Origin of the sequence: Rhizobium sp. R339 (assembly GCF_002211395.1) — a bacterium.
In the GTDB taxonomy this organism is placed as follows: domain Bacteria; phylum Pseudomonadota; class Alphaproteobacteria; order Rhizobiales; family Rhizobiaceae; genus Rhizobium.
Map to the genome: position 1 here is coordinate 18,031 of NZ_LOKV01000028.1, position 25,527 is coordinate 43,557.

Below are 25,527 nucleotides of genomic sequence, written 5' to 3' on the forward strand. Positions count from 1 at the left end.
CATTATCTTATGCATTTTGGCCATCTATAGCCATAAACACTGTTTCGATAGAGTGCCTACTGTCGAGGCACGGCGATCGGCATGACCCCTTCGCCCTGCTTTGTAGAGACGCCTGCCGCTCCGGTCGGCGGCGAGCGACAGGGAAAGGATGAAAGCCATGTCTACAGACAACAAGCCGTTGATCGCGGTTACAGGTGCAACGAGCAAACAGGGGCGCAGCGTCGTTGAGTCACTTCTTGTAAGCCAGCGCTTCCGCGTCCGTGCTTTCACGCGCAGAAAGGATTCGCCGGAAGCCTTGCGTCTCGAGAAGCTCGGCGCCGAGATCGTCACGATGCCGCTCGAACTTGGCCGCCAGAACGATCTCGTTGCTGCCTTCAAGGGCGCGCATGGCGCGTTTCTCATGACGCCGCCGATCGCCCCGCCGGAGACAATCGAGGCGCCTCTCGGGCGGCAATTGGCGGATGCAGCCGTCGAGGCCGGCGTTCAGCACATTGTTTTCAGCACGCTTGAGAATGTCGACAAGATCACCGGTGGGACGAAATATGCGCCGCATTTTACCGATAAGGCGCGCGTTGCAGATTACATTCGCGGCCTGCCGATCTCGCATTCCTTCATCATGCTAGCATTTTTCTACACCAATCTTCTCGAATATTATGCCCCGCGCATGGAAGGCGACACCCTGCTCCTGCCGATTTATCTTCCTGAAGATTTCGCCGCACCTTTTGTCGATCCGCTGACGGCGACCGGGCCTGTAGTCCTGGAGATCTTCTCACACCCCGAGCGCTATAACGGCAAAACACTGCCGGTGGTCGGCGATATCATTTCGCCGCGGCAGATGGTCGAAACCTTTCAACGCGTGACCGGCATCAAGGCCGAGTATCGCAGTGCTTTCACCAGGGACGGGCTGCTCGCCTATTTTCCGGAGTTTGCCGCCAACGAATTTTTCGTTCGAGAGCTTCTCGGAATGGTCGAATATGCTGTCGAGTACGGTTATTTCGGCAAGGAGCACGATCTCGAATGGAGCCGTCGCCTGGCGCCGGAGACGCTCAACTGGGAGCAGTTTCTGCGGACGTCGGGCTGGCGCGGCGACAAGCGGTCTTTTGGAGGCTAAAGCCCGTCTCGCAATAGCGGCATGATTGAAAACAGAGACTTACGATGGCCGGATTCCCGGCAGCTTGGCAATCTCGGCGGCAAGAAAGTCGACGAGGAGGCGAACGCGGGCAATGGCGGCACGCTCCGGCACGATCAGCAAGCTCACCGGGACTGGCGAAGGCCGATAGTCTCCGAGCACCACCTCGAGCCGGCCATCGTCCAGAAGATCGTGAACCAGCCAGAGATGGGTCGGGCCGATGCCGCGTCCGGCAGCAAGGGCTTCGCGCGCCGCAAGCCCGTGGTCGACGCGCAGCCGGCCGCTAACCGGAACGACCAGACTTGTGCCATCGGAAGCGGAAAGCAGCAGCTGATTGCTGCCTGCCACATTGGACATCACGATGGTTTCGTAGCGTGACAGATCGGCCGGACGCTCCGGCCGTCCCCGGACGGACAGATAAGCCGGAGCGCCGACCAGCAGCCGCTGGCTCTCGCCGACTGCATGAAGTTTCATCGAGCTGTCGGCGAGCGGTCCAAGACGCAGCGCCACGTCAACGCCTTCGCGAACCAGGTCGATACGCTCGTCCGTCAGATTGAGGTCGACGCGGATATCCGGATGCCTGTCCTGGAAGTCAAAGATCATGCGCGTGACATGCATGACGCCAAGCGCTGCCGTGCAGGAAAGGCGAACCGCGCCAGCCGGCGCCTGACGTGCAGCTCTGGCTTCTTCAGCCGCCTGTTCGACCAGGCGCAATATCTGAAGGCAGTTGGTATAATAGCGACTGCCTTCTTCCGTCAGGGTAACGCGGCGCGTGGTGCGGCTGAGGAGGGCCACGCCGACAGTCTCCTCGAGTTCATTGAGGTGCCGCGTCACGGTGGATTGGCCGATGCCCAGTTCCTTTGCAACCATTGACAGGTTGCCGCGCTCGGCGACGCGAACGAAGGTGCGCATCCTGTCGAAAAACAGTCCCGTCTTATCCATTGTTCGGCACGGCGATCGTCATTGCGTTCATATACGGAATAATCCTGACCGTGCCTAGCAGCAAGGCTCGGCTCCACGTCTGTTGCCGCGATGTCTGGCCGATTACCGCGTCGAACCCCGCGGAATAATGGTAAAGCCTAAGTCGGCCTTGTCTGCAACCAGCGGCTCCTCGCGGATGGCGTGCAGCAGCATGTCGGCGACGCGGTAGCCGATATCGTAGCGCGGGATATGCACAGAGGTCAGAGATGGCTCGACGAAGGGCGAAAATTCCAGATCGTTGAAGCCGCAGATGCCGATATCCTCCGGCACGCGGATGCCGCGCTCCTTGCATTCGATGAGGACGCCGAGCGCCAGTTCGTCGCTCTGGGCAAAGACGGCATCGATCTCAGGCACACGCTCCAACAGGCGGGAAAACAGCTCCCTGCCGAGGCCGGTGCGGCTCGCGGCATCCCCGCCGATGACGAGATCCGGATCGAAACATCCGGCTTCCCGCATCACAGCCTCATAGCCTTCAATGCGGCGTCGCGAGCGGACATCGGCGCCGCGGCCCATGAAGGCGATCTTCCTATAGCCCCTCGACAGCAGAAAACGGGTGGGTTCGGCGCCTGCCGTATAGTGATCGAGGCCGACGACCAGGGTTTGCGGCTCCTGGCTGAGATCGGTGATATGGGCGATTGGACAGGCGGCGCTGTCGATCAGCGACAGAAGGTCCCGATAGGATTCGGCGCCGGCGATGATAACGCCGGCCGGCTTCTGCGTCAGGAAGGATTTCAGCAGGCCGGCCTCTCCCTCGACGTGGTGCAGCGTACTGGAATATTGAACCGTGAACTCGGTGTTGCGGAAGCGGTCCTCGATACCGACCATCAGCCCGGTGAAGCCATACTGGTGCAAGGCGGGCGTGATGACACCGACGATGCCGTTGTGACGGCCGGCAAGTGCCCGGGCGGCGAGATTGGGGATGTAACCCATCTCCTCCACCGTGCGCAGGATCACCTCGCGCAGGTCCTCGGAAACGATTTCAGGATTGCGAAGCGCGCGCGAAATGGTGATGGGACTGACGCCCACCTTCTTCGCCACATCGCTGAGCTTCACATGCGCCCCGCGCCTGGGCTTACGCCCCGGCTCACCTGCCTTTACCATCACGCCTCATAAGCCGCCGCGAGACTCGCCTGCCCTCGATTCGCAGTCCCTTACTTTCTGAAGAAGAAATAATTTAGAGTCTACTAACATTTTATATTCGCACTGCCGTCGCGAAATATAACTTTCATCGAGAGCAGCCGTTCCGTCCGTCGGAAAATTACGCGAGCTTGAGACGATCGGATCACCGGCCAAGGCGTAAGTCCGTTTTATTTTGGAAGAAATCGCCGGGATCGCGATGCAGGCGCAAACTGCGCCGGGAGATTCCGTGCCTGAGCGACCGAACCAGAAGCATCGGGAAGAAAGCTTAAACTCCAGTAATGTCTTACAAATCGGCAATATAAACATGATCAATATTTAATTTGCAAATCATCCTGACGGGATCATATGAATCTTCAGCGCGAATTCTTCTATTCCCTCCCGTCGCCACACCGCCTCGACGACAGCGCGTTCCGAACAGAGGAATTGGCGCCCATACGCCATCCGACGCCAGGTCCATGACATGGAACCACGACGCCATAAAAAGCCAACGCTCTCGCAAGGGACCCTCACCATGTCACATATTCTCAGCAAACATCGCGCCGCAGCGCTTGTCGGCGCCGCCGTCATCGCCGGCGCGGCATGCCTGCCTTTCGCCATCAACTCGTCCAGCGCCTTTGCCGCGCCTTCGGATACCGGCGGGATTCTTGCCGCCAGCGGTTCCTTCGCCTCCATCGTCGACGCGGACAAGCCTGCCGTCGTCACCGTCACCACGACGATGAAGGCGACCGATGTCAGCGCCGATCAGGAATCGCCGATGGACGAGCAGTTCCGCCAGTTCTTCGAAGACCAGGGCATCCCGCTGCCGCACCCGGCGCCGCAACACCGAGGTTCAGAACATGCGATGGCGCTCGGCTCCGGCTTCATCATCAGCTCCGACGGGGTGATCGTCACCAACAATCATGTCATCGACAATGCCGTCGACATCAAGGTGACGCTGGACGACGGCACGGAGCTTCCGGCCAAACTCATCGGCACCGACCCGAAATCCGACATCGCCGTGTTGAAGATCCAGGCGGGCAAGCCGCTTCAAACCATTGCCTGGGGCGATTCCGACAAGCTGAAGCTCGGCGACCAGATCCTTGCGATCGGCAACCCCTTCGGCATCGGCACCACGGTGACGGCCGGCATCGTCTCGGCGCGTGGCCGCGACCTGCATAGCGGACCCTATGACGATTTCATCCAGATCGACGCGCCGATCAACCATGGCAACTCAGGCGGACCGCTCGTCGATCGCGAGGGCAATGTCGTCGGCATCAACACCGCCATCTACTCGCCGAACGGCGGCAGCGTCGGCGTCGGCTTTGCCATTCCTTCCGACGAGGCCAAGGCGATCGTCGCCAAGCTGCAGAAGGACGGCTCGATCGATCACGGCTATCTCGGCGTGCAGATCCAGCCGGTGACGAAGGATGTCGCCGATGCCGTCGGCCTCGCCAAGACCGGCGGCGCGCTGGTTGCCGCCGTCACCGCCGATACACCGGCGGCACGGGCCGGCCTGAAGTCCGGCGACATCATAACCGCCGTCGGCAGCGAAACGGTGAAGACGCCGAAAGACCTGTCGCGCCTCGTCGCCGACCTTTCGCCGGGCGCCAAGGAATCCGTCAGTGTCTGGCGCGACGGCAAGACGATCGATCTCGCCGTCACCGTCGGCGGCAATGAGAACACCCAGAAACAGGCCGCAGCCGAGAGCCCCGGCAGCGAGAGCCAGAGCGCCGGCCAGCCGAGCCTCGGCATCGGTCTCGCCGACCTGACGTCCGATGTGCGCCAGCAGCTCGACCTGCCGCGCTCCGTCAGCGGCGCAGTGGTCGCCAACGTCAATCCCGACAAGGCGGCCGCCGCCGCCGGCATCCAGTCGGGCGACGTCATCGTCTCCGTGAACGACAAATCGGTCCACAACGCCCGCGACGTCAAGGCCGCGGTCGCGGAAGCCGGCAAGGCCGGCCGCAAGTCCGTGCTGCTGCTCATCGAACGCGACGGCAACAAGACCTTCGTCGCGGTGCCGTTCGCGGCGAGCTAGTCTAGACTGCGGGATCCTGACAAGGAAAAGCCCACGGAAGCGGGGCTTTTCCGGCGGCGCAAGCGTTAATGTCATGCCCGTCGTCGGAGCGCGAAATGTCCAGCCTCGGTGCAGAAAGAGTGCGCATCTGTCCAGGAAAATGACAGAGGAGCAGGCGTTGCACCGTTGCCTGACATCCTCACCCAAACGCCGATGCACAATCTCTGGCTGAATTAACCCTACCGGCTTACCTTAATATCAGCATCCGCTTGAATACCACGCCCCCTGTGCCATCGTAGCCTTGCGATAATCATTCTGGTCCCCAAGAGCGGAACGCCACCGGGACCACCGCTCGAACCTTCCCGAGAAGGCGAGCTTCTGCGCATGGCTCAGCAATTCAAACGGAGGGTATGCCATGAACAACGTATTGGAATTTCGCGCTAAACGCCCGCAAGCCGAGACTCTGTCCGATTGCCGCGAAGCGCTTGAAGCAGCCGTGATGAAGATCGTCAGCGACGCCGTCAGCGAGGGGTATTCGCCTGCAGAAGCGGCCATGGTGGTTGCCGATATCGCCGACGACTACATTCTCATGCTGTCGCGTCAGCCACGCCACTGATGCGCATTCCAGTCCGCATCTCGACGCTGCGATGAGGCGTCGGTAGACTGCGCTGCGAGGGGCGAGCAGTGGCACAGGAGACGAAACCAGCCTCCCGATCCCGAGGCTCAAACGCCCAATACGGCCAGAGTTCAGACGAGAGAGACCAAGGACGAGAGTCGTTCGCAGCGCTCGCAAGCCACCCTGCTTCGAGACGGCTCTCAGCCTAACGCCACCTTGGCTGCCGCGGCGGAGCATTGGCCTGAATCTCATGAAGCGGCGCCCGATGGCCCAGTAGCTTCTTCAGCTTCTTCTCTTCCGCCGGACCGATCCCGAACTTGCGGCAATGCTCCGCAACATCGTGCTCGCGTGGGCCGGGGATACGAACTTGGCGATTATTCATGGTCTTCATGGCTATTCCTCCTGGAAGGAGAACCATCAGGCCGCCGATTTGTTCGTTAGCGATGTCTAAAATTTAAAACTCTGACGCGGCAACGGCGGGCGACGAGGTGCTGACATCGACGCACTGCGGAGGGGTTTGAAGCGTCGAGGCTGCTGCAGGACACTAGCAGCGTCTTTGGGGATGACAGCGGAAAACTAATCTATCCGCACGCGAGGCCGGACTTCCAAAAGCAGGCCGTAAACACTCTCTAAGCGGTCCGGAACATCAATCGGTCCGCATTCGGTCCGTTGATTTGAAAATGGCTTTTGCGAGGAAGTCGATTCGGGAGTGAAAACCCCTATACTGCAAGGGTTACAGCTGGTCGGAGTGGAGTGATTCGAACACTCGACCCCCACGTCCCGAACGTGGTGCGCTACCAGACTGCGCTACACTCCGTGACCAGCGGCGCTTCTATAGAACAGCCTATCTGGTTGCACAAGCACCTAATTCCAAAAATTCGACGGAATTTTTGACAAGGGCGTGACAGGCCACGAAGGGTGGCTACTGCTGCAAAAAGACACACCCGGCGCAAATTGAGCGGAAGTGTCGAACGGGCAATTTTCTTTTGCCGGGTTCCGCGCTAAAGGGCTCGGCGGGACAGGCGAAACCGCCGCGACGGCGGCTTCGCAGCCACTGCGCTTGAGATCAGGGACGACACGATGAAACTCCGCATTATGACCGCGGCCGGGCTTGCAATTGCGCTTGCCGGATGCACGACCATTCCTTCCGCCGGCAATCCGATCGAGGCCCGCTGGGTCGGCAAGTCGGCCGGCATCTTCTTCGCCGCCTTCGGGCCGCCGATCAGCGACCGCGAGGAAGGCTCGTCCACCATCTATACCTGGCGCGGCGGCTACAAGACCGTGCGCATTCCCGCGAAATATGCCGAAGGCGCCGATGGCAAGCGCGGCAAGCAGATCTCCGCCGCCCGCACCGCCTATCTGCGCTGCCAGGCCGAAATCACCACCAATTCCGACTACACGATCCGCGACATCCGCACCGTCGCCGACATTCCCGGCGTCAACGGCCCGTCCTATTGCGCGGAGTTCCTGGCGCCGGAACAGAAATAGCGGACGGGCTGTCCGAGGGCACTGATATCTGAGACCGTGACCGGCCCCTTCCGGCTGCTGCCACGCTCAACCTCCCGCTGCGGTCGTCACAGGAATGCGGCGGTTGAGGGTAACGCTGTGACGTTCTCGGGTCGACGCCCGAGGACGGCCGCCTTTGTCGAGGCGATACGCTATCGGAGTCAGACCGCGCATCGGACGAAAGCGACCATCAGGACGGTTTTCGGGACATTGCCGCGCTGCGGGGCGTCGGTGCTTTTCTTTCCTCTTCGGCGAGCATCCTGATCCAGTCGCGCAGCGCCACGGCGGCGGGAGGAAGCGCGCGACGGCTGCTCCAGGTGAGGTAATAGGCCCCCGGGTCGGGAACGACCAAATCGGTGAAGCGCACCAGATCTCCCTTTTCGACGAGCGGCCCGACCAGGCGGTGCCAGCCGACAACCAGCCCCTGGTCGGCCATAGCCGCCTGCAGCGCCACGCTGAACTTGCCGAACCGTCTGCCGCTGACGGCGCGATAGGGCACGCCGGCGCGCAACAGCACTTCTTCCCAGCCGGTCCAGCCGGGCTCGACCCATTCGACATTCAACAGCGGCAGATCAGTAAGATCGGCAGCCGTGGCGCCGGCATGCCGTTCGGCGAAACCGGGGCTGCAGACCGGATAAAGACAATCGTCGAACAGCAATTCCGCCGTCTCGTCGATCCATTTGCCCGATCCGTAGCGGATGCGCAGCTCCAGCTCCGATCGGCGGAAAACCTTGAAGTTGTCGCCGATCAGGTGATCGACCGATATATCGGTGAAGCGCCTCCAGAAATCCGGCATGCGGGGAATAAGCCACATCGACCCGAACACTTCGCTGCAGGCAATAGTGACATTGCGGGCGCTGTTTCCCTGCTTGATCGAATTGACCACTTCGGAGGCCCTGCTGAAACCGCTTGCCAGCGCCCGATGCAATTCCTCGGCCGGTGCGGTCAGCATCACGCCTTTGCCGGTGCGCACGAACAGGGCGACCCCGAGCTCCTGCTCGATCGACTTGATCTGCCGGCTGACGGCCCCTGTCGTGACGTTGAGCTCGGCCGCCGCCAAAGTGAAATTGCCGTGCCGGGCGGAGGCCTCGAAAGTGGCAAGGGCGGTCAGGGACGGCAGGCCATAGAAACGACGGACCATTGATCTCTCCCCATCTCGGCGCCTGGGGGCGCGGGTTGATATTTCCGCCATGATAACGCGAGCAAACCGCCCTGTCTTGATCTCAGCTCAACGCATGCCGGATTTTTATGAGTCTTGCCTTCAAGGCCTGCCTGCCGTTTTCATGCGACCCATAAACAGCATGTCGCGAGGAAAAGACGCCCGTCCGGTGCCCGGCCGCGCGTTGGGCGACGCTATTTTCGAGGTCCCGAACAAGCATGAACATCGAGACGACAAGGTCGAAGCCGGCGGCGCAAGGGCTGCCCGAGCGGATGAAGGGCGTTCTCCTCACCGGCCACGGCGGCTTCGAGAAACTCGAATATCGCGAGGACATTCCGCTTCCCCGGGCCAAAGCCGGCGAGGTGCTGATCCGCGTTACCGCGGCCGGCATCAACAACACCGACATCAATACCCGCATCGGCTGGTACTCCAAGGCGGTGACAACAGCCACGGAAAGCGGCGGGGCGACGGGCTTCCAGTCGGCAGAGGACGCCGACGCCAGCTGGTCGGGCGTGCCGCTCGCCTTTCCCCGCATCCAGGGGGCCGATTGCTGCGGGCACATCGTCGATGTCGGAGACGGTGTCGATCCCGGCCGGATCGGCGAGCGGGTGCTGGTGCGCAACATGCTGCGCTCCCATGTCGATTACCGCCCGTTCGAATGCTGGACTTTCGGCTCGGAATGCGACGGCGGCTTTGCCCAATATGCGGTGGCGCCGGCGCGCGAGACTTACAGGGTCGATTGCGACTGGAGCGATGTCGAGCTGGCGTCGCTGCCCTGCGCCTATTCCACCGCCGAGGGCATGCTGCACCGCGCGGCCGTCGGTGCCGGCGAGCACGTGCTGATCGCCGGCGCCTCGGGCGGCGTCGGTTCGGCGGCGATCCAGCTGGCGAAGCGCCGCGGCGCCACCGTCACGGCGATCGCCAGCCCCGACAAGGCCCAGCAATTGCTGGCGATCGGCGCCGACACGGTGCTTGCGCGCGGCGAAAGCATCGTCGCTGGGCTCGGCCGGGAGACGGTCGACGTCGTCCTCGATGTCGCCGCCGGGCCCTCCTTCGGCGAGCTGCTTGATGTTCTGAAAAAGGGCGGGCGCTATGCCGTTGCCGGCGCCATCGCCGGGCCGATCGTCGAGCTCGGCGTCAGGACGCTCTATCTCAAGGACCTGACTTTCTTCGGCTGCACCTTCCAGGAGGATGCCGTTTTCGAAAACCTCGTCTCCTATGTCGAGCGCTGCGAAATCAGGCCGCTCGTCGGCAAAACCTATCCCCTGAGCGAGATCGTCGAGGCGCAGCGGGATTTCCTGTCGAAGCGCATCGCCGGCAAGCTTGTCCTCGTCATCCCTGAATAGAAGAACCAACATGAGCGAACTCAAAATCGAAAAAATCGATGTCTTCAAGGTCGATCTGCCCTACCGGGGCGGCGTCTACCGGCTGTCGGGCGGGCGCGAATACCGAAGCTTTGATGCGACGATCGTCAGGATCACGACGCAGAACGGGCTGGAGGGCTGGGGCGAGAGCACACCGTTCGGCGCGACCTATATTGCCTCGCATGCGCTCGGCGTGCGCGCCGGCATCGCCGAAATCGCGCCTGGTCTGATCGGGCTCGATCCCCGCCGCGTCGACCGCATCAACGATGCCATGGACCAGGCGCTGGTCGGGCATCTGCATGCCAAGACGGCGCTCGACGTCGCCTGCTGGGATCTCTTCGGCAAATCGGTCGGTCTGCCCGTCTGCGAGCTGCTCGGCGGGCGCACCGACGTCGAGATGCCGGTGATCTCGTCGATCTATATGGGCGATGCGGACGATATGCGCCGGCGTGTCGCCGAGCATCGCCAGCTCGGTTACATCGCCCATTCGGTCAAGATCGGCGACGAGCCGGCCGTCGACGCCGCCCGAATTGCCGCCTCGCTCGCCGACAAGCGGCCCGGCGAATTCTTCATCGTCGATGCCAATGGCGGCATGACTGTGGAAACCGCACTTCGCATGCTGCGGCTCTTGCCGGCCGGGCTCGATTTCGTGCTCGAAGCCCCCTGCACGACCTGGCGCGAATGCATGTCGCTGCGCCGGCGCACGGATGTGCCGATCATCTTCGACGAATTGGCGACGGATGATGCGGCGATTGCCCAGTTGATCAGCGACGACGCCGCCGAAGGCATCGGCCTGAAGATCTCCAAGAATGGCGGGCTGACCCGCGGCCGCCGCCATCGCGATATTTCGGTCGCCGCCGGCTACACCGTCAGCGTCCAGGAAACGACGGGTTCGGATATCGCCTTCGCGGCCATCGTCCATCTCGGCCAGACGGTGCCGGAAAAGAACCTGCGCTGCGTGCTCGAATGCCGAGACATCGTCGCGATCAAGACCGCCGACGGCGATTTTACTGTGCGCAACGGCCGCGTCACAGCGCCCACCGCACCCGGGCTTGGGATTGCGCCGCGCCTCGAAGTGCTCGGAGAGCCGGTGGCAAGCTACTTCTAAACAGGAGACGCGGCGCCCTGTTCTATCCGACGCCGCAAAAAGAGGGAACGAAAATGAAAAAACTGCTTGCATCCACATGTCTGCTGGCCGGCCTTGCCGGCGGCGCATCGCTGTCGCACGCGGCCGAATGCGGCGATGTCGTGCTCGCCGTGCACAATGTGCAGAGCGCCGAAGTCCTGACCTTCGTCGACAAGTTCATCCTCGAGAATGGTTACGGCTGCAAGGTCGAGACCGTTCCCGGCGATACGGTGCCGACCACGACATCGATGGTGGAGAAGAGCCAGCCCGACGTCTCGTCCGAAACCTGGGTCGACCTCTTGCCCGAGATCGTTCCGCGCGGCGTTCAGGACGGCAAGATCGTCTTCGGCGCCCCGGCCCTTCCCGATGGCGGCATTCAGGGCTGGTGGATCCCGAAATATCTCGCCGACGCCCATCCCGACATCAAGACCGTCGAGGACGCTCTTGCCCATCCCGACCTCTTTCCCGACCCGGAAGACCCGAGCAAGGGCGTGATCTTCAACGGCGCCGAAGGCTGGGGCGCGACCGTCGTGACGACGCAACTGTTCAAGGCCTACAAGGCCGCCGACAAGGGCTTCAACCTGATGAACCCCGGCTCGGCGGCCGGCCTCGATGGCGCGATCGCCAAGGCCTATGAACGCAAGCAAGGCTTCATCACCTATTACTGGGCGCCGACGGCGCTGCTCGGCAAATATGAAATGGTGAAGCTCAAGCAGAACGGCGCGCCCGATGCCGTCGAATGGAAGCGCTGCATCACCAACCTCGCCTGCCCCGATCCGAAGGTGGCCGACTGGCCGGTCGACAAGGTGATGACCGTCGTCACCAAGAAATTCGCCGATCGCACCAGCCCCGAAGTCATGGCCTATTTCGGCAAACGCGGCTGGAGCAATGACACGGTCGGCAAGCTCATGGCCTGGGAAACGGAAAACCAGGCGACCGGCGAAGACGGCGCCAAGCACTTCCTCGAGGAAAACGAAGCGATCTGGTCGCCATGGGTCCCGGCCGACGTCGCCGAGAAAGTCAAAGCCGCGCTTTGACACGTCAGGAAAAGGTTGGCGACCGCCTAATCCGGCTGCCGCCGCCTTCTCCAGGGGAGAAGGGACATGCCGCGATCCCTCTGTTCGTAAGGTGTGTTTCTTCTCCTCGTTCTTCGGCGGACGCTTCTAGCTTGCGTGGCGGCGCCCCCTCTGTCCTGCCGGACATCTCCCCCACAAGGGGGAAGATCGGCTGGGAGTGAGGCCTTCGTCCCTATTTGCCAACATTCTCATGCCCATTTGCGATTGTTTGGGGAAGCCTTGGCCTCCTGCCGATCTCCCCTTTGTGGGCGAGATGCCCGGCAGGGCGGAAGGGTACCACAGGACGCGACGCGCCCGGGACCCATGTCCGCCTACGCCGCCTCCCCCTTCTCAGCCACACTCTCCGCCAGCTTGCGCGCCGCGACGAAATCGACCTTGCCGGAACCCAGCACCGGCACCTTGCCGATATTGACCTCGGCCGGCACCATCATGTCCATCGCGCCCTTCGACTTGGCGAAGGCGAGGAATTCGGCGCGGGTGGCGGTCGGGGCGTCGGTCAGCAGCACCAGGCGCTCGCCCTTCTTGGGGTCGGGCAGCGACGAGACGACCGAGAGCGCGCCGGGCCAGAGTTCGGCGGCCAGCGTTTCGACGGCGGCGAGCGAGATCATTTCGCCGCCGATCTTGGCGAAGCGCTTGGCGCGGCCGCGGATCTTGACGAAGCCGTCCTCGTCGATGGTGACGATGTCGCCGGTGTCGTGCCAGCCATCGGCGAGCGGCTCCAGCACGCCGGGCTTTTCGGCACGGAGATAACCGGCCATGACATTGGCGCCTCGCACATGCAGCCGGCCGCCCTCATCGATGCCGGGCACCGGTTCGAGCTTCCATTCCATGCCCGGCAGGATTTTGCCGACCGTGCCGGAGCGGTTGTACATCGGCGTGTTGATCGAAATCACCGGCGCCGTCTCGGTGACGCCGTAGCCTTCGAGAATGCGCAGGCCGAATTTTTCCATATAGGTGTTGCGGGTCGAAGCCTTGACCGGCTCGGCGCCGGAGAAAATATAGCGGATCGAGCGGAAATCGTAGGGATGCGCGGTCCGGGCATAACCGTTGAGGAAGGTATCGGTGCCGAAGATGATCGTGGCGTTGGAGACATAGATCAGCTCCGGCACGATGCGGTAATGCAGCGGCGACGGATAGAAATAGACCGGCACGCCTGATATCAGCGGCAGCACGGTGCCGGCCGTCAGCCCGAAGGAATGGAAAACGGGCAGGATGTTGAACACCTTGTCGCCGCTGTGGAAATCGATGCGGGCGGCGGCCTGGGCGGCGTTCGACAGGATGTTGCGGTGGCTCAGCACCACGCCCTTCGGCGTGCCCTCCGAACCCGAGGTGAAGAGGATGACGGCCGGATCATCCGGCCGGCGCTTCACCAGCGGCCGGCCCTTGCGCAGCAGCCCGCGGATCTTGTCGACGAGGCCCACCTCGGCTCTCAGATCATCGAGCCAGACGATCGTCACCTGCTTTTCCAGCTCCTCGACGACGGGGCCGAGCTTGGCCTGGGCGACGAAGGCGCGCGAGGTCAGCACATGTTTCACCTCGGCAGCCTTGCAGGCGGAGAGGATATTGGCAGCACCCGCGGTAAAGTTCAGCATGGCCGGCACCTTGCCCGCGCTCATGACGCCGAGGATGGTGGCGGCGGCGCCATTGGCATTCGGCAGCATGACGCCGATGTTTGCCTCCGGGAAGCGGGCGCGGAACTTGGCGCCGAGCACGGCGGCACCGGTCAAGAGCTTGCCATAGGTGAGGCTGCCGGTGACCGGATCCTCGACGGCGAGTTTCTTCATGCCGAATTCCTGGGCCGCCTGAATGACGCGGCCGAGCACGGTCGACGAGGTATCGGCAGTCTCGAATAGCAGGTTCGACATCACCTGATAGAGCGCGGCACCCGCCGCCGTGCGGCGCTTGCGGCCCTTCAACTCGGCCGGCACTTCGAGCTTCATCGGCTCGAGAATGGTGACCTTGACCTTGGGGAACAGCCGGCGGCGGATCTTGCCGTCGCTGAGATAGGAGAGATAGCTCTTCTCCAGCCCGTCGATCTTGACCGGCACCACCATCGAGCCGGTTTTGTCGGCGACCATGGCGGCACCATCATAGACCTTCATCAGCGTGCCGGTCACCGTCAGGCGGCCCTCGGGGAAGATGCCGATCGGGCTGCCGTCCTGCACCACCTTGATCAGCGAGCGGGTCGCCATCGGCTTTGTGGGGTCAAGAGGCAGGAACTTGCACATTTTCAGGAAAGGCCGCACCCACCAGGCCTGGGCGATCTTGTAATCGACGGCGAAGGTCGGCTCTTCCTCGGTGATGGCGAGCGCCAAGGCCCCGTCGAGCAGGCTGACATGGTTCAGCGCGATGATCGGCGCGCGGCCGGCCTTCTTGATATTCTCCAGCCCCTCGACCTCGAGGCGCATGAAGGCGCGGAACAGGATCGAGATGAAATCGCGGAAGGGATTGGTCGGCAGCGTCTTCAGCATCAGCCAGGCGACCGCGAAATTGAGAATGCCGAGGCCGATCAGAATCTGCGGAATGGACGCGCCGAGCGCCTGGATGGCGGCGACGAGGCCGAGGCCGACGGTGATGAACAGCGCCGAGAGCACGTTGGCGGCACCGATGACGCGGGCGCGGCGATCCTCATGCGCCCAGGTCTGCAGCGCGGCGAAGGTGGGCACGGCGATGAAGGCGCCCGCGATCGCCATGCCGGCGAGATCGATGGCGACGCGGATGGTGTTTTGACCGGCGAAGAAATCGAGGATCGTCGTCGCATGGGCGGCAGACTGCAGGCCCCAGAGGTTCCAGGCGAGATCGAGGCTGAAGAGGCCGAGCAGCGCCGTGCCGACAGGGGCCGGCAGCAGCACGATGCGGCCTGAGGACATCCAGGCGGCGATGCCGGAGCCGACGGCGACGGCGATCGCGAAGACGGTGAGATAGGCGGGAACGACGAGCTCGGAGCCGCCGAGCAGCTCGGTCACCATGGTCGGCAGGATCGACAGCACGAAGGCGCCGACCAGCCAGAACCAGCAGTTCATCAGCGCCGAGCGCCACAGCCGTTTGTCGGCGCGGATTTCCCGGACGAGCGTATAGCTGGAGCGGATGACATTGCGGTCGATCTGAAGATCCGGCGCCTTGGAGCCAGTGGGCGGGATCATCCGGCTGGCCAGCCAGCAGAGCAACGACAGCCCCATCATCATCGAGCCGAACAGCAGCACATTATCGCCGCTTGAAAAAGCCAGTGCGGCGATGATCGTGCCGGCGAGAATGGCGATGAAGGTGCCGCCCTCGATCCAGGCATTGGCCTTCGGCAGGTCGCGGCGATCGAGATGATCCGGCAGGATGCCGTATTTGATCGGCCCGAACAGCGCCGAGATGACGCCGAAGCCGAAGAGGGCCGCCATCAGGACAAAGATGGAGGAGAAGCCGAGGCCGACGACGGCGAGCGCCGCAATGGCGATCTCACAGCGTTTCAGGAGTTCGGCAATTTTCGCCTTGTCGTGTTTGTCGGCAAGCTCGCCGCCGAGCGCCGAAAGCAGCAGGAAGGGCACGATGAGGATGACGCCGGCAAGCGTCACCAGGGCGGCGCCCTCGCTCGCCGACATCTTGAAGAGAATGAGGAACACCAGCGTGTTCTTCAGAAAATTGTCGTTGAAGGCCGTGAGGAACTGGGTCCAGAACAGCGGCGCGAATTTCCTTGACGTCATCAGATTGTGTTGCACGGGCTTGGTCCCTGTTTCGGCCGATCGAGAAGGCCACAGAGTTGTTACCCATTGGTTGAATGCGGCAACAACTCTGCGCTGTGGTTAAGGAAGATCAATCTTCATCGCTACGATTGAATTTGACGAGCAGTTTTTCCGTGCGGGCATCCTCGACCTTGCGGATCAGCTTCTCGGATTCGGCATTGTCACGCAGCGTCTTGGTGATGTTCACCGTGGTCTGCACCAGCATCAGGATGCCCATGGCGAGATAGCCTTTGCCCCAGAGATCGAGCGGCATCATATAGAGGCCGAGCGCCAGCATGAAGGCGGCGGCGCCAAAGGAGATGTAGGAGAAGCTGACCCAGCTGGCGGAGTGTTTCTGGAAACTGTCGTTCATGGCAATGATCCTTCAATTTTGAGGGGTGTTGGTCGAATGGATGAAATCAGGCGGCCGGGGTGATGCGGCTCTTCAGCCGGGCGAGCACGTCATCGGCCGATGCGCTGAGCGGCGCGCCGCAGCCGGCATTGGCAAGCTTTTCGATGATGCCGGCCGGCCGGGTGGTGCTTTCCATGTCCTTCAGCGCGGCCGCCGTCAGCTCGTTCTGGCTCTGGCGCAGGCGAAGCCGCGCCAGCGTCTCCTCGGCCTCGTCGAGGGTGGCAAGGCCCGGGCCGGCGACAACGACATCGAGCTTCTGCGCTTGCTCGGTGGCGCGGGCCAGCCGCTCGCCGCGCTGCAGCTCCTGCAGCCGCGCCTCGGCGGAGCGCACGATTGCTTTCAGCTTGCCGATCGATGTGGTGAACTGGGCCTGCGCCGCCACCGAGGCATCACGCTCGGCTTCGAGAAAGGCGATCGCCTCGGCCGCCTCGCGGGCCAGGCCCTCATTGCCCTTGCTGAGCGCGGCGGTGGCGCGGGTCTCGAGATCGGCGATGCGGCTGAGGATCGTCTGATGCTGCGCCCGCTCCTGCTCGTTCTGGGCGATGGCGACGGCGACGCTGCGGCGCGCCGACTGGATCGATTGCGCCGCATCGCGGATCTGCTGGGCGAGCAGCGGCACGGCGTTGCGATCGGCAAAGGCCTGCTCGGCATCATGCGCCCTGCCCCGCAAGAGAATAGAAATCAGTTTGAACATTTCTTGCCTCCGGTTTATGAACGTTGTTCACGAGTGCCGTTATGGCAGAATCATGAACGACGTTCAAGATAATTTTTGAACGTCGTTCAAAAAAATCGAAGTGGAATGGTTAATGGCCGGCAGGCGAGAAGAAAAACGCGAGGACCTGAAGGCGCGGCTGATCGAGGCGGCGCGCGAGCGCATCGCCCGCGACGGGCTGACCAATCTGCGCGCCCGCGACATCACCCAGGACGCCGGCTGCGCGCTCGGCGGCCTCTACACCGTCTTCACCGACCTCGCCGAGCTCGTCATCCACGTCAACTCGTCGACGCTGAAGGCGCTGGAAGCCAGGCTGACCCTGCCCGAAGCCCGCGACAAAAGCCCGACCGATCGGCTGCGCAACCTCGCCCAGGGCTACCTCGCCTTCGCCGTCGAGCACCGCAACCTCTGGAAGGCGCTGTTCGACCACTTCCCCCCCGACACCAGCCCGACGCCGCAATGGCACCTCGACGAACACCTCTTCCTGATGGACGTGATCGCCGAACCGCTGGCCGAACTGCAGCCCGACATGCCCCCCGAAGACCGCGCCATCCGCGCCCGCACCCTCTTCGGCGCCGTCCACGGCGTGGTCAGCATCAGCCTCGAAGGCCGCTTCGTGGGATTGCCGCTGGAACGGCTGGCGCGCGAGGTGGACGAACTGGTGCAGACGATTGCGGCGGGAGCGGAGCGGCGGCGATGACAGTGTTGGGGTGCGGTGAGTGAGAGCGTGGCTAGCGCGGCATATCGACTCTTAACATCAACAGCAACATCACCACCCGCAAGTAAGCCTACCATTGCATCAGACTATTGATAAATTTAGCAAACAACCATCAGCAAATCTGCCTCGCTCAAGTCGTCAGCTAGGCACAAGAATACTTGATGATGCTCATATCCCTACAAGCGATGCCGTTATCGAGATAACTCTTTTAAATCCTGGCCCGATGAATTATTGTGACGTTAAACAATACAGCATCGAGATAATTACTTTCGGCATTAGTGGTGGCGAGGCACACAGGAGATGGAAAAAGTAATTCCCCTCGTGACAACTCCCCTGGCGCTAGCAGCGCTAGCAATATTAGTATTGGGCGTCATCCTACAAAAAACAGGGGCGCGACGCGACGTAGTATCGAAGGTATTTTGGCTGATAATGGTATTAGCCATCATGGGAAATGTCGGGTTTTTGCTTACGCGCTTTGTCGCCTCCGACACCATTATAAGGGGCAGCATTCGCGGTTCCAATGGCACTCCCGTAAGCCAGGTTATTGTGGATATCGATGATGTAGGGAGAACTGCCAGCAGAGACGACGGTATTTTTGAAATTTCTGCTCCTCTTTCGCGGCAAAGGGGAAATACAATTTGATAGCACGAGGGTTTGGATACGAGGTAGCGCGAATGGATGTACCTGGTCCTCGTCCGGATTTTACGCAGGTTGTATTAAAGTCAGAGATCTTGAAAGCAAACGATGCAATTGATTTGCATGACGAACTTGGTGTGACCCAAAATTTGGGCGAACCGGCCGTCTCCATTAATTTTCGGATAAAAAAGCAATTCGCTCAGGATGTACGTCTTTCATTCTTTCAGCTCCGCCTGAAGGTTCCCTCAGGCGAAATTTTGAACTTGAATCCGACCTTCATACAGATAAATGGGCAGCCAGCCCCTAACTACATAATCGGAATGAACCTTCGCGAACCGCTGGCGAACGGGGAAGCAACTCTTCTTTTTGAAAAGTCACAGTTTGCGAAGACCGCGACGATTGCTGAAATAACAAAAAAGTTTGGTCAATACTGGTGGAATACATGCGCAGGACAAAATGGGCTGGACGATGCGTCCATCAGCATCTTATCTAACTATTTTGATTCAGCCTTTAGCTGGCTCCCAGGCAATTATCAAGCAACAATCGTTTATCGTATAAACGCCGACGCAGGTGAAATTAAACTCGATTTTGCTCTCAACATGAACGAAGTTAAACGCCTTCAAAACATTCGCTCCAAGCTAAATCGCTGCGCGGGCTTCGCGCTTGATATGACACAAATATCCAATCTAAGTTATGTGGACGCCGATTCCGCAAATTTCATTTTCAAAACCTCAACCATAAACAACAAGCCGACACTCTAAGTAACGAGCGCGGATGCGCCAAATAGCTCTTGCATCACACGCTGAGGATGATGCGCCCCCTCACGCCGCGCAATTGCCAATTCTGCTTTTCCCTAAGTCAGAATGCTCTATCTCTTTTCCCCGCGAATCCCCTCTGCTGAGCAAACCAATTAAAGCTGATTGTTACCGTCGGCGGAAAGTAAACCCCATGAGCCGCATCTTCGTCACCGGTTCCACCGATGGCCTCGGGCTTGCCGCCGCCCGCACCCTCATCAGCCAAGGCCATGACGTCGTCCTCCACGCCCGCTCCCGCGAGCGCGCCGCCGCCATCGCAGAAACGTCAGCCGCCGCCCTCGGCCTCGTCATCGGCGATCTCGCCAGCGCCGCTGAGACGCGCTCCATCGCCGAACAGGTCAACGCCATCGGCCGCATGGACGCCGTCATCCACAATGCCGGCATCTACCTCGAACGCAGCCGCGGCGAAACGCCGGATGGTCACGCCAAGACGCTGGCGGTCAACGTGCTCGCCCCCTATCTCCTCACCGCCTGGATCACCCGCCCCGACCGCCTGATCTATCTCTCGAGCGGCATGCACCGCAGCGGCGCCAGCAGCCTTGACGATATCGACTGGAAGCGGCGGCCCTGGAACGCCAGCCAGGCCTATTCGGAAAGCAAGCTCTACATCGCCACCCTCGCCGCCGCCCTCGCCCGCCACTGGCCGGATGTCTTCAGCAACGCCGTCGACCCCGGCTGGGTGCCCACCAAAATGGGCGGCGCCGGCGCGCCGGATGATCTTGAGATGGGGCATCTCACCCAGACGTGGCTGGCGACCAGTGATGATGATGCCGTCAAGGTCAGCGGCGGATATTGGTATCACCGGCAGCAGCGGGAGGCGGCGGCGGAGGTCGGTGATCCGCGGTTTCAGGATGCGTTGGTGGGGAAGCTTGCGGAGTTGACTGGGGTTCGGCTGTTCGCCGAGCGGGGGTAAGATGCAATGGCATCTCCTCGCGCACCTCTTCCTGATGGAAGTATCGCCGAACCGTTGACCGACATTCGCCGCCTCTTCTCACGAGTCCTTGCTTATCTCCGCCAGAGCGGACCTTATGCGAGGTCGCAAGCAGTTGATAAATGCATTCGTACGCTCTTGGAGCCAAGCCATCGCGCGCTGCCGTTCACTGGGGCCATCCAGGGCTCCTCCAACGACGTATCGTTGAGCGACCTCCGGTCGCGGCTGCGAGAAATCCACCGTGGCGCCGGAAAGCTCAGCAGCGATGTCATTGGCCTGGTCTGCAAGCATCAGTGAAGCGCGCTCTCCGGGTGAGCCCAAATTTGACGAAAGAAATAGTCCGACAGCATTGGAGCGTGCCTCGCGATAGACGGTCAACCAACTGGAGCCACCTGGAGCGCCGAACTTGAACACGATATGCCCGCCGAGAGACGGAGCCGGCAACATCTGCTCGGGGTCGTCGAGGCGCAGGCCGGCAAGGAACTCTGACCAGAATTGATGTCTCGTTTCGCGCCGACGCGCTCGTGCCGCCAGTTTCTCCGGCGAGTCGGCCGAACCACCCTGAGACTCGTCTTCTCCATCATCAGGCTCAGCGATGATCATGCCATCCGGAACCGAGATAACGTTCCGAGAGATTGTCAGCGTCCGAGCAAGGACGCGAGGCACGATGATCTTCGACCCGTCTTCCATAAGATAAATCGGCATCTCCACCAGACCGAAGGTGAAATGAAGACCCGCATGAGCCTGCAAATACTCGGCGATTGACTCGACGCCTTCTCGTATTCCGTCGCCAACGATAAGCAGCAAGAACCGGCCGCGCCGCAGGTTGAAAGTCAGCGCATCGTTGAAGGCGATCTCATCCACCTCGTGGCCAGCCTCCCTGACCAGATCCAGCAGGACATTGCCCTTGCGGCCCAGGCGGCGGCTCGCTTCCCGCTGTAGATCCGAAGCTGACCATTTCGTCAGTTCCTTGGAATAATCCAGGATTTGCCCGATCACTTCGCGGCGACCCTCAGGGTTTCGCCAAAGTTTGCATTCGACAAGGACAGGCAGTCCGGTCGCGGTGATCAACAGGTTATCGATCGGCCCCGCTGGCGTGTTGAGTTCACGGCAGATTGAAACGGGACCGACGAAGAGCGGATCGATCTCCGCAATTGGCAAGCAAGACGGATGGCGATGAACGAATTCCTGGATCGCCGCCTCGCTCAATCCATGGCCATCTATCCCGAGGCCGAGCGGCCGGACTGGTGAAACCCTCGATCCATCGGCCGAGATTAAAAGGGGAGTCGCATGCTGCCTGCTCATCATCCTGCTTTCGCAAATATGGTAAAGCCTCCCGCAGACTCAGCATTAGCTTGAGCCGCCAGGGTGGCCGGTTCTCATCCGGTCGGATCGAAGCGCTTAAGAGCGTTTTCCAGCTCCCCGTCCCCAAAAAGAGCGTTCGACCAATCCCTGATCTGCTTGTGCATAGCGAGGAGCTGACCCGTCTCATCGCTGTTGTCGAGGAATTCGCTCAGACTCCTCTGCGCGATAAAAAGCGTATGAGCATTCTGGTTGTCACGATCACCAGCCAGGCGAACCACTCCGCCGCATTGCCGGACCCCGTTGGCCCGCTTTTGGAGCGCTGACACGACCTCGGTCCGCCCGACGACAGCTGGATTGGATTCTATGCGCATCATCAGGTCCACGCTTGCATCGCCGCCGTCGGCGAACTTCACTTGGTGATCGTGATTGGAATGGAGGAAGCCAATCGTGATCGTCCCGTTCCAGTCGTGCCGGCGAAAAACGATCGCGACGCGGCCATATTGATCCTTCACCGCTTGCCTTGTCGCGTCTTGATAGTGCAGCGGCAAAAAATCCCACGGTAATTCGTTCAAGAGTTTTTCGCAGTAGCGCCGAAGTCGTTTCGTAAAATCTCTGGCGGTGATGTAGCTCTGAAGCAAGGTTTGTGAAATCGGGTCTGGTGGGCTTAATCCGTGTATATGCATGAATTCCACTAGCTCCTGTGAGGATCGGCAGTCTTGCGAGAGCGTGGCAAGAAGAGAATAGATCTGGTGCCATTCAAAGACTTGAAACTTCGAGCGGAGCGAGCCGCCTTGCGTCCACGCATCGCGACAGTCGATAGAATTCGCGCTAAGGAAAACGAGGTGAGAATTCGGCTTACCTGCAATCAGCCGATCATATTTTCTGATCTGCGCGTGATCGTATCGCGCGCCCCATTTCACCTCCACAAGCAGGCAGAAGGGTTGGCCAGAGGTCAAAACTCCTCGAATGTCGATGTCAGGGTAGATCGTCGTCTCTCGCTCTTCATCCAAATGTGAGGCCCGCGTGGTGATCCTCAAATCGGCATCAATCACCTCGCTGCCGAGGATCATTTCGAGCCACCGCGTGCGGAACATTTCGTTCTTATGCAAACAGTAAACGAAAGCCTCGGTGAGAAAGTTCTCGCCCGGTGTCCTGTAGTCCACCGGCCGCCATTGAAAAAGGCTGATAAAAAGGTTTGGTTGGCTATCCGTCATGCCCTGTTCCACGCGTCGTCTATTTCTCGATTCCGCCTCTTTGAGTGACAGACCGCTTGCGAAAAGCCGATATTGTGCAAAATTGCCGCTGGAGGCGGTAGCATGATTCTTAAGCAAGTTACAGTTGAGCGCTTTAAGCGGCTTGAACACGTTGTTTTCGAGTTGTCGAACGTTAACGTGTTGATAGGTGGTAATAATTCAGGCAAAACACACTCATCCAAGGCATACATTTCGCGTTCACTTTGTTTCAATCTTTGACCATCTCAAACAAATGGCCAGCGCAGACAAAGAAAACCACCACAATAAGCCCCACGGAGCTTATATATCTACCGTCCGATGACCCCTACTCTTTGGGATACGGTGGACGATTGCTGGAAGACGATGAAAAGGCAATACATCTCGGCTTTATCTTTGATGACGGCAATGAAGTGGGTGTCCGAGTACGTAAAGGCCGAATTACAAACATTCTTGTCGAGCCCTCAAACGTCGATCTCGCGCGACGGCTTTCAAGCCTCGAAGCACCCTTCACGATCTTCTCACCTGGACTGGCTGGCGTTTCGCGAAACGAAAGTTATGTCTCGGACGGCGTACTCCTCCGCGTTCTTGCACGCGGGGATGCCAACATCGTTCTACGGAACATACTTTACAGACTCAAGCAAAAAGATGAGTGGATAAAATTTGAATCTGACTTATCAGAGATTTTTCCAGGCATATTTATTAATGTTAGTTTCACTTCCACCGTCGATCAATTTATTCTTGTGACGATTACGGACGGAACTAAGGAAGTTCCGCTCGATCTCGCTGGAACTGGGCTTCTTCAAGCCATACAAATACTCGCTTATCTTCATCTGTTTTCACCACGTATCATCATTCTCGATGAGCCAGACTCCCACCTACATCCAAACAATCAGCGACTTCTCTGCTCGTTGTTAAAAACCATTTCCGAAGAGCGCGACGTCCAAGTTGTCATAACCACGCATTCGCGCCACGTGCTCGACGCAATGTACAACGACGCACGACTGCTTTGGGTGCAGGAAGGGGAAGTTCGGGTTGTCGCGCCGGAGGATCAGATTGATCTCCTCATGGAGCTAGGCGCGCTTGACATCAAAGAAAAGCTGAAGAATGGCCATTTTGATTATGTTGTTCTGACGGAGGACAAAAATTCTAGCTATTTTGATATTCTTCTTCGGAATTCCGGCTTCGATCAGGGGAAGACGACGCTCTTGCCATACAATGGCGTAACATCGATTCACCTTCTCAAGCCGCTGATTCGTCAGATCAAAGAGATCTCAAATGCGGTTGTCATCATCCATAGGGATCGAGATTATCTTTTTCCGGACGAAATCGAGACTTGGAAAAAGGATATAAGAGCTTTAGGAGCGGAGCCTTTCGTGACTTTAGGCATCGATATTGAGGCTTTTTTGCTCCGATGAAACCATTACTGCGTTCGCTACAAACGTGGCGGCATTTGATCTAGCGGACTTCAAAAATAAGGTGGCGGACGGCGAGCTAGACGAAGCCACCACCAGCTACGTAAACGGGCGGATAGATTTCGAGCGAAAGGCGGGAACCATCGGGAAACTAGATTATGGAAAGCTTAGCGTTGCCGCGGCTAAAGCAGTAGGTGCTGACGTTCTCAGCTTGATGAAAGGCAAACGGAAACTATCCAAAATTCGCAAGCTTTTCAACGAACTCTATCGCGTCCGATTCGAGATAGACCGTAATGCCTCAACACCTCGTGACGATGAACTGGCCGCGCTGCTGAACAAGCACAAGGGTGCCTTCTCGTAGTTTAAAACCGGAGCAAATCTGTCTTGTTAGATGTGGCTGGGGCGCCTGGATTCGAACCAGGGGATGGCGGTACCAAAAACCGCTGCCTTACCGCTTGGCTACGCCCCACCAGAGCTTTCGGCGCTAAGCGCCGGCTCAAATCGACGCCTGATTAGCAAAGCTCTCCGTCTGTCACAATGACTAAGTTGCGCATCGGGCAGATTTATGCGCTGCAGAGTGCCAAGGGCCGTGCTAGGAATGGGCGACGTCATCGGCCGCGAGATCATCGCCTTCATGGAAAGCCCCGCATTCGACCTTGCTTTCGAGCCGGCCTATGGGCGCGCCGTGCCGGTGGCGCCTGGGGTCGAGCGGATCACGGCGGAGAATCCCGGGCCTTTTACCTTTTACGGCACCAATAGCTATATCGTCGGCGGCTCCTCGGTCGCGGTCATCGATCCCGGGCCGGAGGATGAGGCGCATTATCTGGCGCTGATGGCGGCGCTCGCCGGCCGTGAGGTGACGCATATCTTCGTCAGCCACACGCATCGCGACCACTCGCCGCTTTCCCGCCGGCTGCAGGCGGCGACGGGGGCGGTGACGGTGGGCCAGGGGCCGCACCGGCCGGCGCGGCCGCTTCGGGATGGCGAGATCAATCCCTTTTCCGAAAGCTCGGATCTTTCCTTCGTGCCCGATATCGCGCTCAGTGACGGGCAGACCCTATCCGGCGATGGCTGGTCGCTGACCTCGGTGGCCACACCGGGGCACACGGCCAATCATGCCGCCTTCGCGCTCGAAGGCCGCGACATCCTGTTTTCAGGCGATCATGTCATGGCCTGGTCGACCTCGATCGTCGCGCCGCCGGATGGGTCGATGGCCGATTACATGGCTTCGCTCGAGCGGCTGATCGCGCGCCAGGACCGCCTGCTGCTGCCCGGCCATGGCGGGCCGGTGACGCAGCCCGCCGCCTTCCTGCAGGGCCTGAAGGCCCACCGGCTGGGGCGCGAGCGGGCGATCCTCGAGCGCATCCGGGCGGGCGACCGCGCGATTGCCGAGATGGTGAAGGCGATCTATCGCGATACCGATCCGAAGCTCCATGGCGCGGCCGCGCTTTCCGTGCTCGCCCATATCGAGGATCTCGTCGAGCGCGGCGAGATCGCCGCGGATGGGCCGCCTTCTCTTGCCGCCACCTACCGGCTGTTGTAAGCGTGAGATGG

General features: G+C 60.4%; 23 protein-coding genes and 2 tRNA genes. 14 read left to right on the forward strand and 11 right to left on the reverse strand.

The window, feature by feature from the left end:
- Nucleotides 1–157: 157 nt before the first annotated feature.
- Nucleotides 158–1,111: an NmrA/HSCARG family protein gene (locus tag ATY76_RS30525; protein ID WP_088678596.1), complete on the forward strand. Its 954-nt coding sequence runs from the start codon at nucleotides 158–160 to the stop codon at nucleotides 1,109–1,111.
- A gap of 39 nt (nucleotides 1,112–1,150) precedes the next feature.
- On the opposite strand, the gene ATY76_RS30530 is transcribed toward ATY76_RS30525, so the two are convergent.
- Both ATY76_RS30530 and ATY76_RS30535 read right to left on the reverse strand, forming a co-directional pair.
- Complete coding sequence (locus ATY76_RS30530; RefSeq protein WP_088678383.1) at nucleotides 1,151–2,071, reverse strand: LysR family transcriptional regulator; 921 nt, start codon at nucleotides 2,069–2,071, stop codon at nucleotides 1,151–1,153.
- Between the two features lie 102 nt (nucleotides 2,072–2,173).
- Complete coding sequence (locus tag ATY76_RS30535) at nucleotides 2,174–3,211, reverse strand: LacI family DNA-binding transcriptional regulator (protein ID WP_088678384.1); 1,038 nt, start codon at nucleotides 3,209–3,211, stop codon at nucleotides 2,174–2,176.
- 550 nt (nucleotides 3,212–3,761) lie between these two features.
- Between ATY76_RS30535 and ATY76_RS30540 the strand changes: the two genes are divergently transcribed.
- Nucleotides 3,762–5,264 carry a DegQ family serine endoprotease gene (locus tag ATY76_RS30540; protein WP_088678385.1) on the forward strand — a complete coding sequence of 501 codons (1,503 nt, stop codon included), beginning with the start codon at nucleotides 3,762–3,764 and terminating at the stop codon, nucleotides 5,262–5,264.
- Nucleotides 5,265–5,658: 394 nt separating this feature from the next.
- On the forward strand, nucleotides 5,659–5,859 hold the full coding sequence (locus ATY76_RS30545) for a hypothetical protein (RefSeq protein ID WP_088678386.1): 201 nt from the start codon (nucleotides 5,659–5,661) through the stop codon (nucleotides 5,857–5,859).
- 205 nt (nucleotides 5,860–6,064) lie between these two features.
- Here ATY76_RS30545 and ATY76_RS30550 read toward each other — a convergent pair whose 3' ends face one another.
- Together ATY76_RS30550 and ATY76_RS30555 are read right to left on the reverse strand one after the other, a co-directional pair.
- Complete coding sequence (locus ATY76_RS30550; protein WP_088678387.1) at nucleotides 6,065–6,250, reverse strand: hypothetical protein; 186 nt, start codon at nucleotides 6,248–6,250, stop codon at nucleotides 6,065–6,067.
- 349 nt (nucleotides 6,251–6,599) lie between these two features.
- Nucleotides 6,600–6,676: transfer RNA gene (locus ATY76_RS30555), tRNA-Pro, on the reverse strand.
- Nucleotides 6,677–6,939: 263 nt separating this feature from the next.
- Between ATY76_RS30555 and ATY76_RS30560 the strand changes: the two genes are divergently transcribed.
- The gene (locus ATY76_RS30560) at nucleotides 6,940–7,347 is read left to right on the forward strand and encodes a hypothetical protein (protein ID WP_088678388.1); all 408 of its coding nucleotides are present in this window, start codon (nucleotides 6,940–6,942) and stop codon (nucleotides 7,345–7,347) included.
- A gap of 208 nt (nucleotides 7,348–7,555) precedes the next feature.
- On the opposite strand, the gene ATY76_RS30565 is transcribed toward ATY76_RS30560, so the two are convergent.
- The gene (locus ATY76_RS30565; RefSeq protein WP_088678389.1) at nucleotides 7,556–8,506 is read right to left on the reverse strand and encodes a LysR substrate-binding domain-containing protein; all 951 of its coding nucleotides are present in this window, start codon (nucleotides 8,504–8,506) and stop codon (nucleotides 7,556–7,558) included.
- 236 nt (nucleotides 8,507–8,742) lie between these two features.
- Between ATY76_RS30565 and ATY76_RS30570 the strand changes: the two genes are divergently transcribed.
- Genes ATY76_RS30570 through ATY76_RS30580 form a run of 3 tightly spaced genes read left to right on the forward strand, consistent with a single transcriptional unit; the run spans nucleotide 8,743 to nucleotide 12,051 of the window.
- Nucleotides 8,743–9,870 carry an alcohol dehydrogenase family protein gene (locus ATY76_RS30570; protein WP_088678390.1) on the forward strand — a complete coding sequence of 376 codons (1,128 nt, stop codon included), beginning with the start codon at nucleotides 8,743–8,745 and terminating at the stop codon, nucleotides 9,868–9,870.
- Between the two features lie 10 nt (nucleotides 9,871–9,880).
- Nucleotides 9,881–10,996, forward strand: coding sequence for a mandelate racemase/muconate lactonizing enzyme family protein (locus tag ATY76_RS30575; RefSeq protein ID WP_088678391.1), 1,116 nt, complete (start codon nucleotides 9,881–9,883; stop codon nucleotides 10,994–10,996).
- Nucleotides 10,997–11,049: 53 nt separating this feature from the next.
- Nucleotides 11,050–12,051, forward strand: coding sequence for a glycine betaine ABC transporter substrate-binding protein (locus ATY76_RS30580; protein WP_088678392.1), 1,002 nt, complete (start codon nucleotides 11,050–11,052; stop codon nucleotides 12,049–12,051).
- A gap of 350 nt (nucleotides 12,052–12,401) precedes the next feature.
- Here the strand turns inward: ATY76_RS30580 and ATY76_RS30585 are convergent, their stop codons facing one another.
- The 3 genes from ATY76_RS30585 to ATY76_RS30595 form a co-directional block, all read right to left on the reverse strand.
- Complete coding sequence (locus tag ATY76_RS30585) at nucleotides 12,402–15,797, reverse strand: acyl-[ACP]--phospholipid O-acyltransferase (protein ID WP_088678393.1); 3,396 nt, start codon at nucleotides 15,795–15,797, stop codon at nucleotides 12,402–12,404.
- 94 nt (nucleotides 15,798–15,891) lie between these two features.
- Nucleotides 15,892–16,173, reverse strand: coding sequence for a YiaA/YiaB family inner membrane protein (locus tag ATY76_RS30590; protein ID WP_011424367.1), 282 nt, complete (start codon nucleotides 16,171–16,173; stop codon nucleotides 15,892–15,894).
- Between the two features lie 46 nt (nucleotides 16,174–16,219).
- Nucleotides 16,220–16,906 (reverse strand): PspA/IM30 family protein, encoded by a 687-nt coding sequence (locus tag ATY76_RS30595; protein ID WP_088678394.1) that lies wholly within the window; start codon nucleotides 16,904–16,906, stop codon nucleotides 16,220–16,222.
- A 112-nt stretch (nucleotides 16,907–17,018) separates the two neighbouring features.
- On the opposite strand from ATY76_RS30595, the gene ATY76_RS30600 reads away from it, so the two are divergent.
- The 4 genes from ATY76_RS30600 to ATY76_RS30610 all read left to right on the forward strand — a co-directional run bounded on the left by ATY76_RS30600 (nucleotide 17,019) and on the right by ATY76_RS30610 (nucleotide 20,006).
- Entirely contained in the window at nucleotides 17,019–17,624 is a 606-nt protein-coding gene (locus tag ATY76_RS30600) for a TetR/AcrR family transcriptional regulator (RefSeq protein WP_088678395.1), read from the forward strand.
- Between the two features lie 318 nt (nucleotides 17,625–17,942).
- The gene (locus tag ATY76_RS33465) at nucleotides 17,943–18,284 is read left to right on the forward strand and encodes a hypothetical protein (protein WP_141105063.1); all 342 of its coding nucleotides are present in this window, start codon (nucleotides 17,943–17,945) and stop codon (nucleotides 18,282–18,284) included.
- Nucleotides 18,285–18,316: 32 nt separating this feature from the next.
- Complete coding sequence (locus tag ATY76_RS30605) at nucleotides 18,317–19,039, forward strand: hypothetical protein (RefSeq protein WP_088678396.1); 723 nt, start codon at nucleotides 18,317–18,319, stop codon at nucleotides 19,037–19,039.
- 187 nt (nucleotides 19,040–19,226) lie between these two features.
- Nucleotides 19,227–20,006, forward strand: a complete 780-nt coding sequence (locus tag ATY76_RS30610) for an SDR family NAD(P)-dependent oxidoreductase (protein WP_088678397.1) — start codon at nucleotides 19,227–19,229, stop codon at nucleotides 20,004–20,006.
- 78 nt (nucleotides 20,007–20,084) lie between these two features.
- Here ATY76_RS30610 and ATY76_RS30615 read toward each other — a convergent pair whose 3' ends face one another.
- Both ATY76_RS30615 and ATY76_RS30620 read right to left on the reverse strand, forming a co-directional pair.
- Nucleotides 20,085–21,329, reverse strand: a complete 1,245-nt coding sequence (locus ATY76_RS30615) for a hypothetical protein (protein ID WP_088678597.1) — start codon at nucleotides 21,327–21,329, stop codon at nucleotides 20,085–20,087.
- A gap of 74 nt (nucleotides 21,330–21,403) precedes the next feature.
- Entirely contained in the window at nucleotides 21,404–22,693 is a 1,290-nt protein-coding gene (locus ATY76_RS30620) for a hypothetical protein (protein WP_190233779.1), read from the reverse strand.
- A 218-nt stretch (nucleotides 22,694–22,911) separates the two neighbouring features.
- Between ATY76_RS30620 and ATY76_RS30625 the strand changes: the two genes are divergently transcribed.
- Together ATY76_RS30625 and ATY76_RS30630 are read left to right on the forward strand one after the other, a co-directional pair.
- A complete protein-coding gene (locus ATY76_RS30625) occupies nucleotides 22,912–23,976 on the forward strand; it encodes an AAA family ATPase (RefSeq protein ID WP_190233774.1) in 1,065 nt (354 codons plus the stop codon).
- A gap of 25 nt (nucleotides 23,977–24,001) precedes the next feature.
- The gene (locus ATY76_RS30630; protein WP_088678400.1) at nucleotides 24,002–24,334 is read left to right on the forward strand and encodes a hypothetical protein; all 333 of its coding nucleotides are present in this window, start codon (nucleotides 24,002–24,004) and stop codon (nucleotides 24,332–24,334) included.
- 33 nt (nucleotides 24,335–24,367) lie between these two features.
- Here ATY76_RS30630 and ATY76_RS30635 read toward each other — a convergent pair.
- Nucleotides 24,368–24,442 (reverse strand) — tRNA-Gln (locus ATY76_RS30635).
- 165 nt (nucleotides 24,443–24,607) lie between these two features.
- Between ATY76_RS30635 and ATY76_RS30640 the strand changes: the two genes are divergently transcribed.
- The gene (locus ATY76_RS30640) at nucleotides 24,608–25,516 is read left to right on the forward strand and encodes an MBL fold metallo-hydrolase (protein WP_088678598.1); all 909 of its coding nucleotides are present in this window, start codon (nucleotides 24,608–24,610) and stop codon (nucleotides 25,514–25,516) included.
- Nucleotides 25,517–25,527: the final 11 nt, after the last annotated feature.

Coding starts and splice junctions, on each gene's coding strand:
- ATY76_RS30595 (WP_088678394.1), bottom strand. CDS start 16,906: ATGTTCAAACTGATTTCTATTCTCTTGCGGGGCAGGGCGCATGATGCC.
- ATY76_RS30570 (WP_088678390.1), top strand. CDS start 8,743: ATGAACATCGAGACGACAAGGTCGAAGCCGGCGGCGCAAGGGCTGCCC.
- ATY76_RS30560 (WP_088678388.1), top strand. CDS start 6,940: ATGAAACTCCGCATTATGACCGCGGCCGGGCTTGCAATTGCGCTTGCC.
- ATY76_RS30615 (WP_088678597.1), bottom strand. CDS start 21,329: ATGAGCAGGCAGCATGCGACTCCCCTTTTAATCTCGGCCGATGGATCG.
- ATY76_RS30640 (WP_088678598.1), top strand. CDS start 24,608: ATGGAAAGCCCCGCATTCGACCTTGCTTTCGAGCCGGCCTATGGGCGC.
- ATY76_RS30545 (WP_088678386.1), top strand. CDS start 5,659: ATGAACAACGTATTGGAATTTCGCGCTAAACGCCCGCAAGCCGAGACT.
- ATY76_RS30575 (WP_088678391.1), top strand. CDS start 9,881: ATGAGCGAACTCAAAATCGAAAAAATCGATGTCTTCAAGGTCGATCTG.
- ATY76_RS30565 (WP_088678389.1), bottom strand. CDS start 8,506: ATGGTCCGTCGTTTCTATGGCCTGCCGTCCCTGACCGCCCTTGCCACT.
- ATY76_RS30600 (WP_088678395.1), top strand. CDS start 17,019: ATGGCCGGCAGGCGAGAAGAAAAACGCGAGGACCTGAAGGCGCGGCTG.
- ATY76_RS33465 (WP_141105063.1), top strand. CDS start 17,943: ATGGAAAAAGTAATTCCCCTCGTGACAACTCCCCTGGCGCTAGCAGCG.
- ATY76_RS30550 (WP_088678387.1), bottom strand. CDS start 6,250: ATGAAGACCATGAATAATCGCCAAGTTCGTATCCCCGGCCCACGCGAG.
- ATY76_RS30610 (WP_088678397.1), top strand. CDS start 19,227: ATGAGCCGCATCTTCGTCACCGGTTCCACCGATGGCCTCGGGCTTGCC.
- ATY76_RS30580 (WP_088678392.1), top strand. CDS start 11,050: ATGAAAAAACTGCTTGCATCCACATGTCTGCTGGCCGGCCTTGCCGGC.
- ATY76_RS30605 (WP_088678396.1), top strand. CDS start 18,317: ATGGATGTACCTGGTCCTCGTCCGGATTTTACGCAGGTTGTATTAAAG.
- ATY76_RS30530 (WP_088678383.1), bottom strand. CDS start 2,071: ATGGATAAGACGGGACTGTTTTTCGACAGGATGCGCACCTTCGTTCGC.
- ATY76_RS30540 (WP_088678385.1), top strand. CDS start 3,762: ATGTCACATATTCTCAGCAAACATCGCGCCGCAGCGCTTGTCGGCGCC.
- ATY76_RS30535 (WP_088678384.1), bottom strand. CDS start 3,211: ATGGTAAAGGCAGGTGAGCCGGGGCGTAAGCCCAGGCGCGGGGCGCAT.
- ATY76_RS30590 (WP_011424367.1), bottom strand. CDS start 16,173: ATGAACGACAGTTTCCAGAAACACTCCGCCAGCTGGGTCAGCTTCTCC.
- ATY76_RS30525 (WP_088678596.1), top strand. CDS start 158: ATGTCTACAGACAACAAGCCGTTGATCGCGGTTACAGGTGCAACGAGC.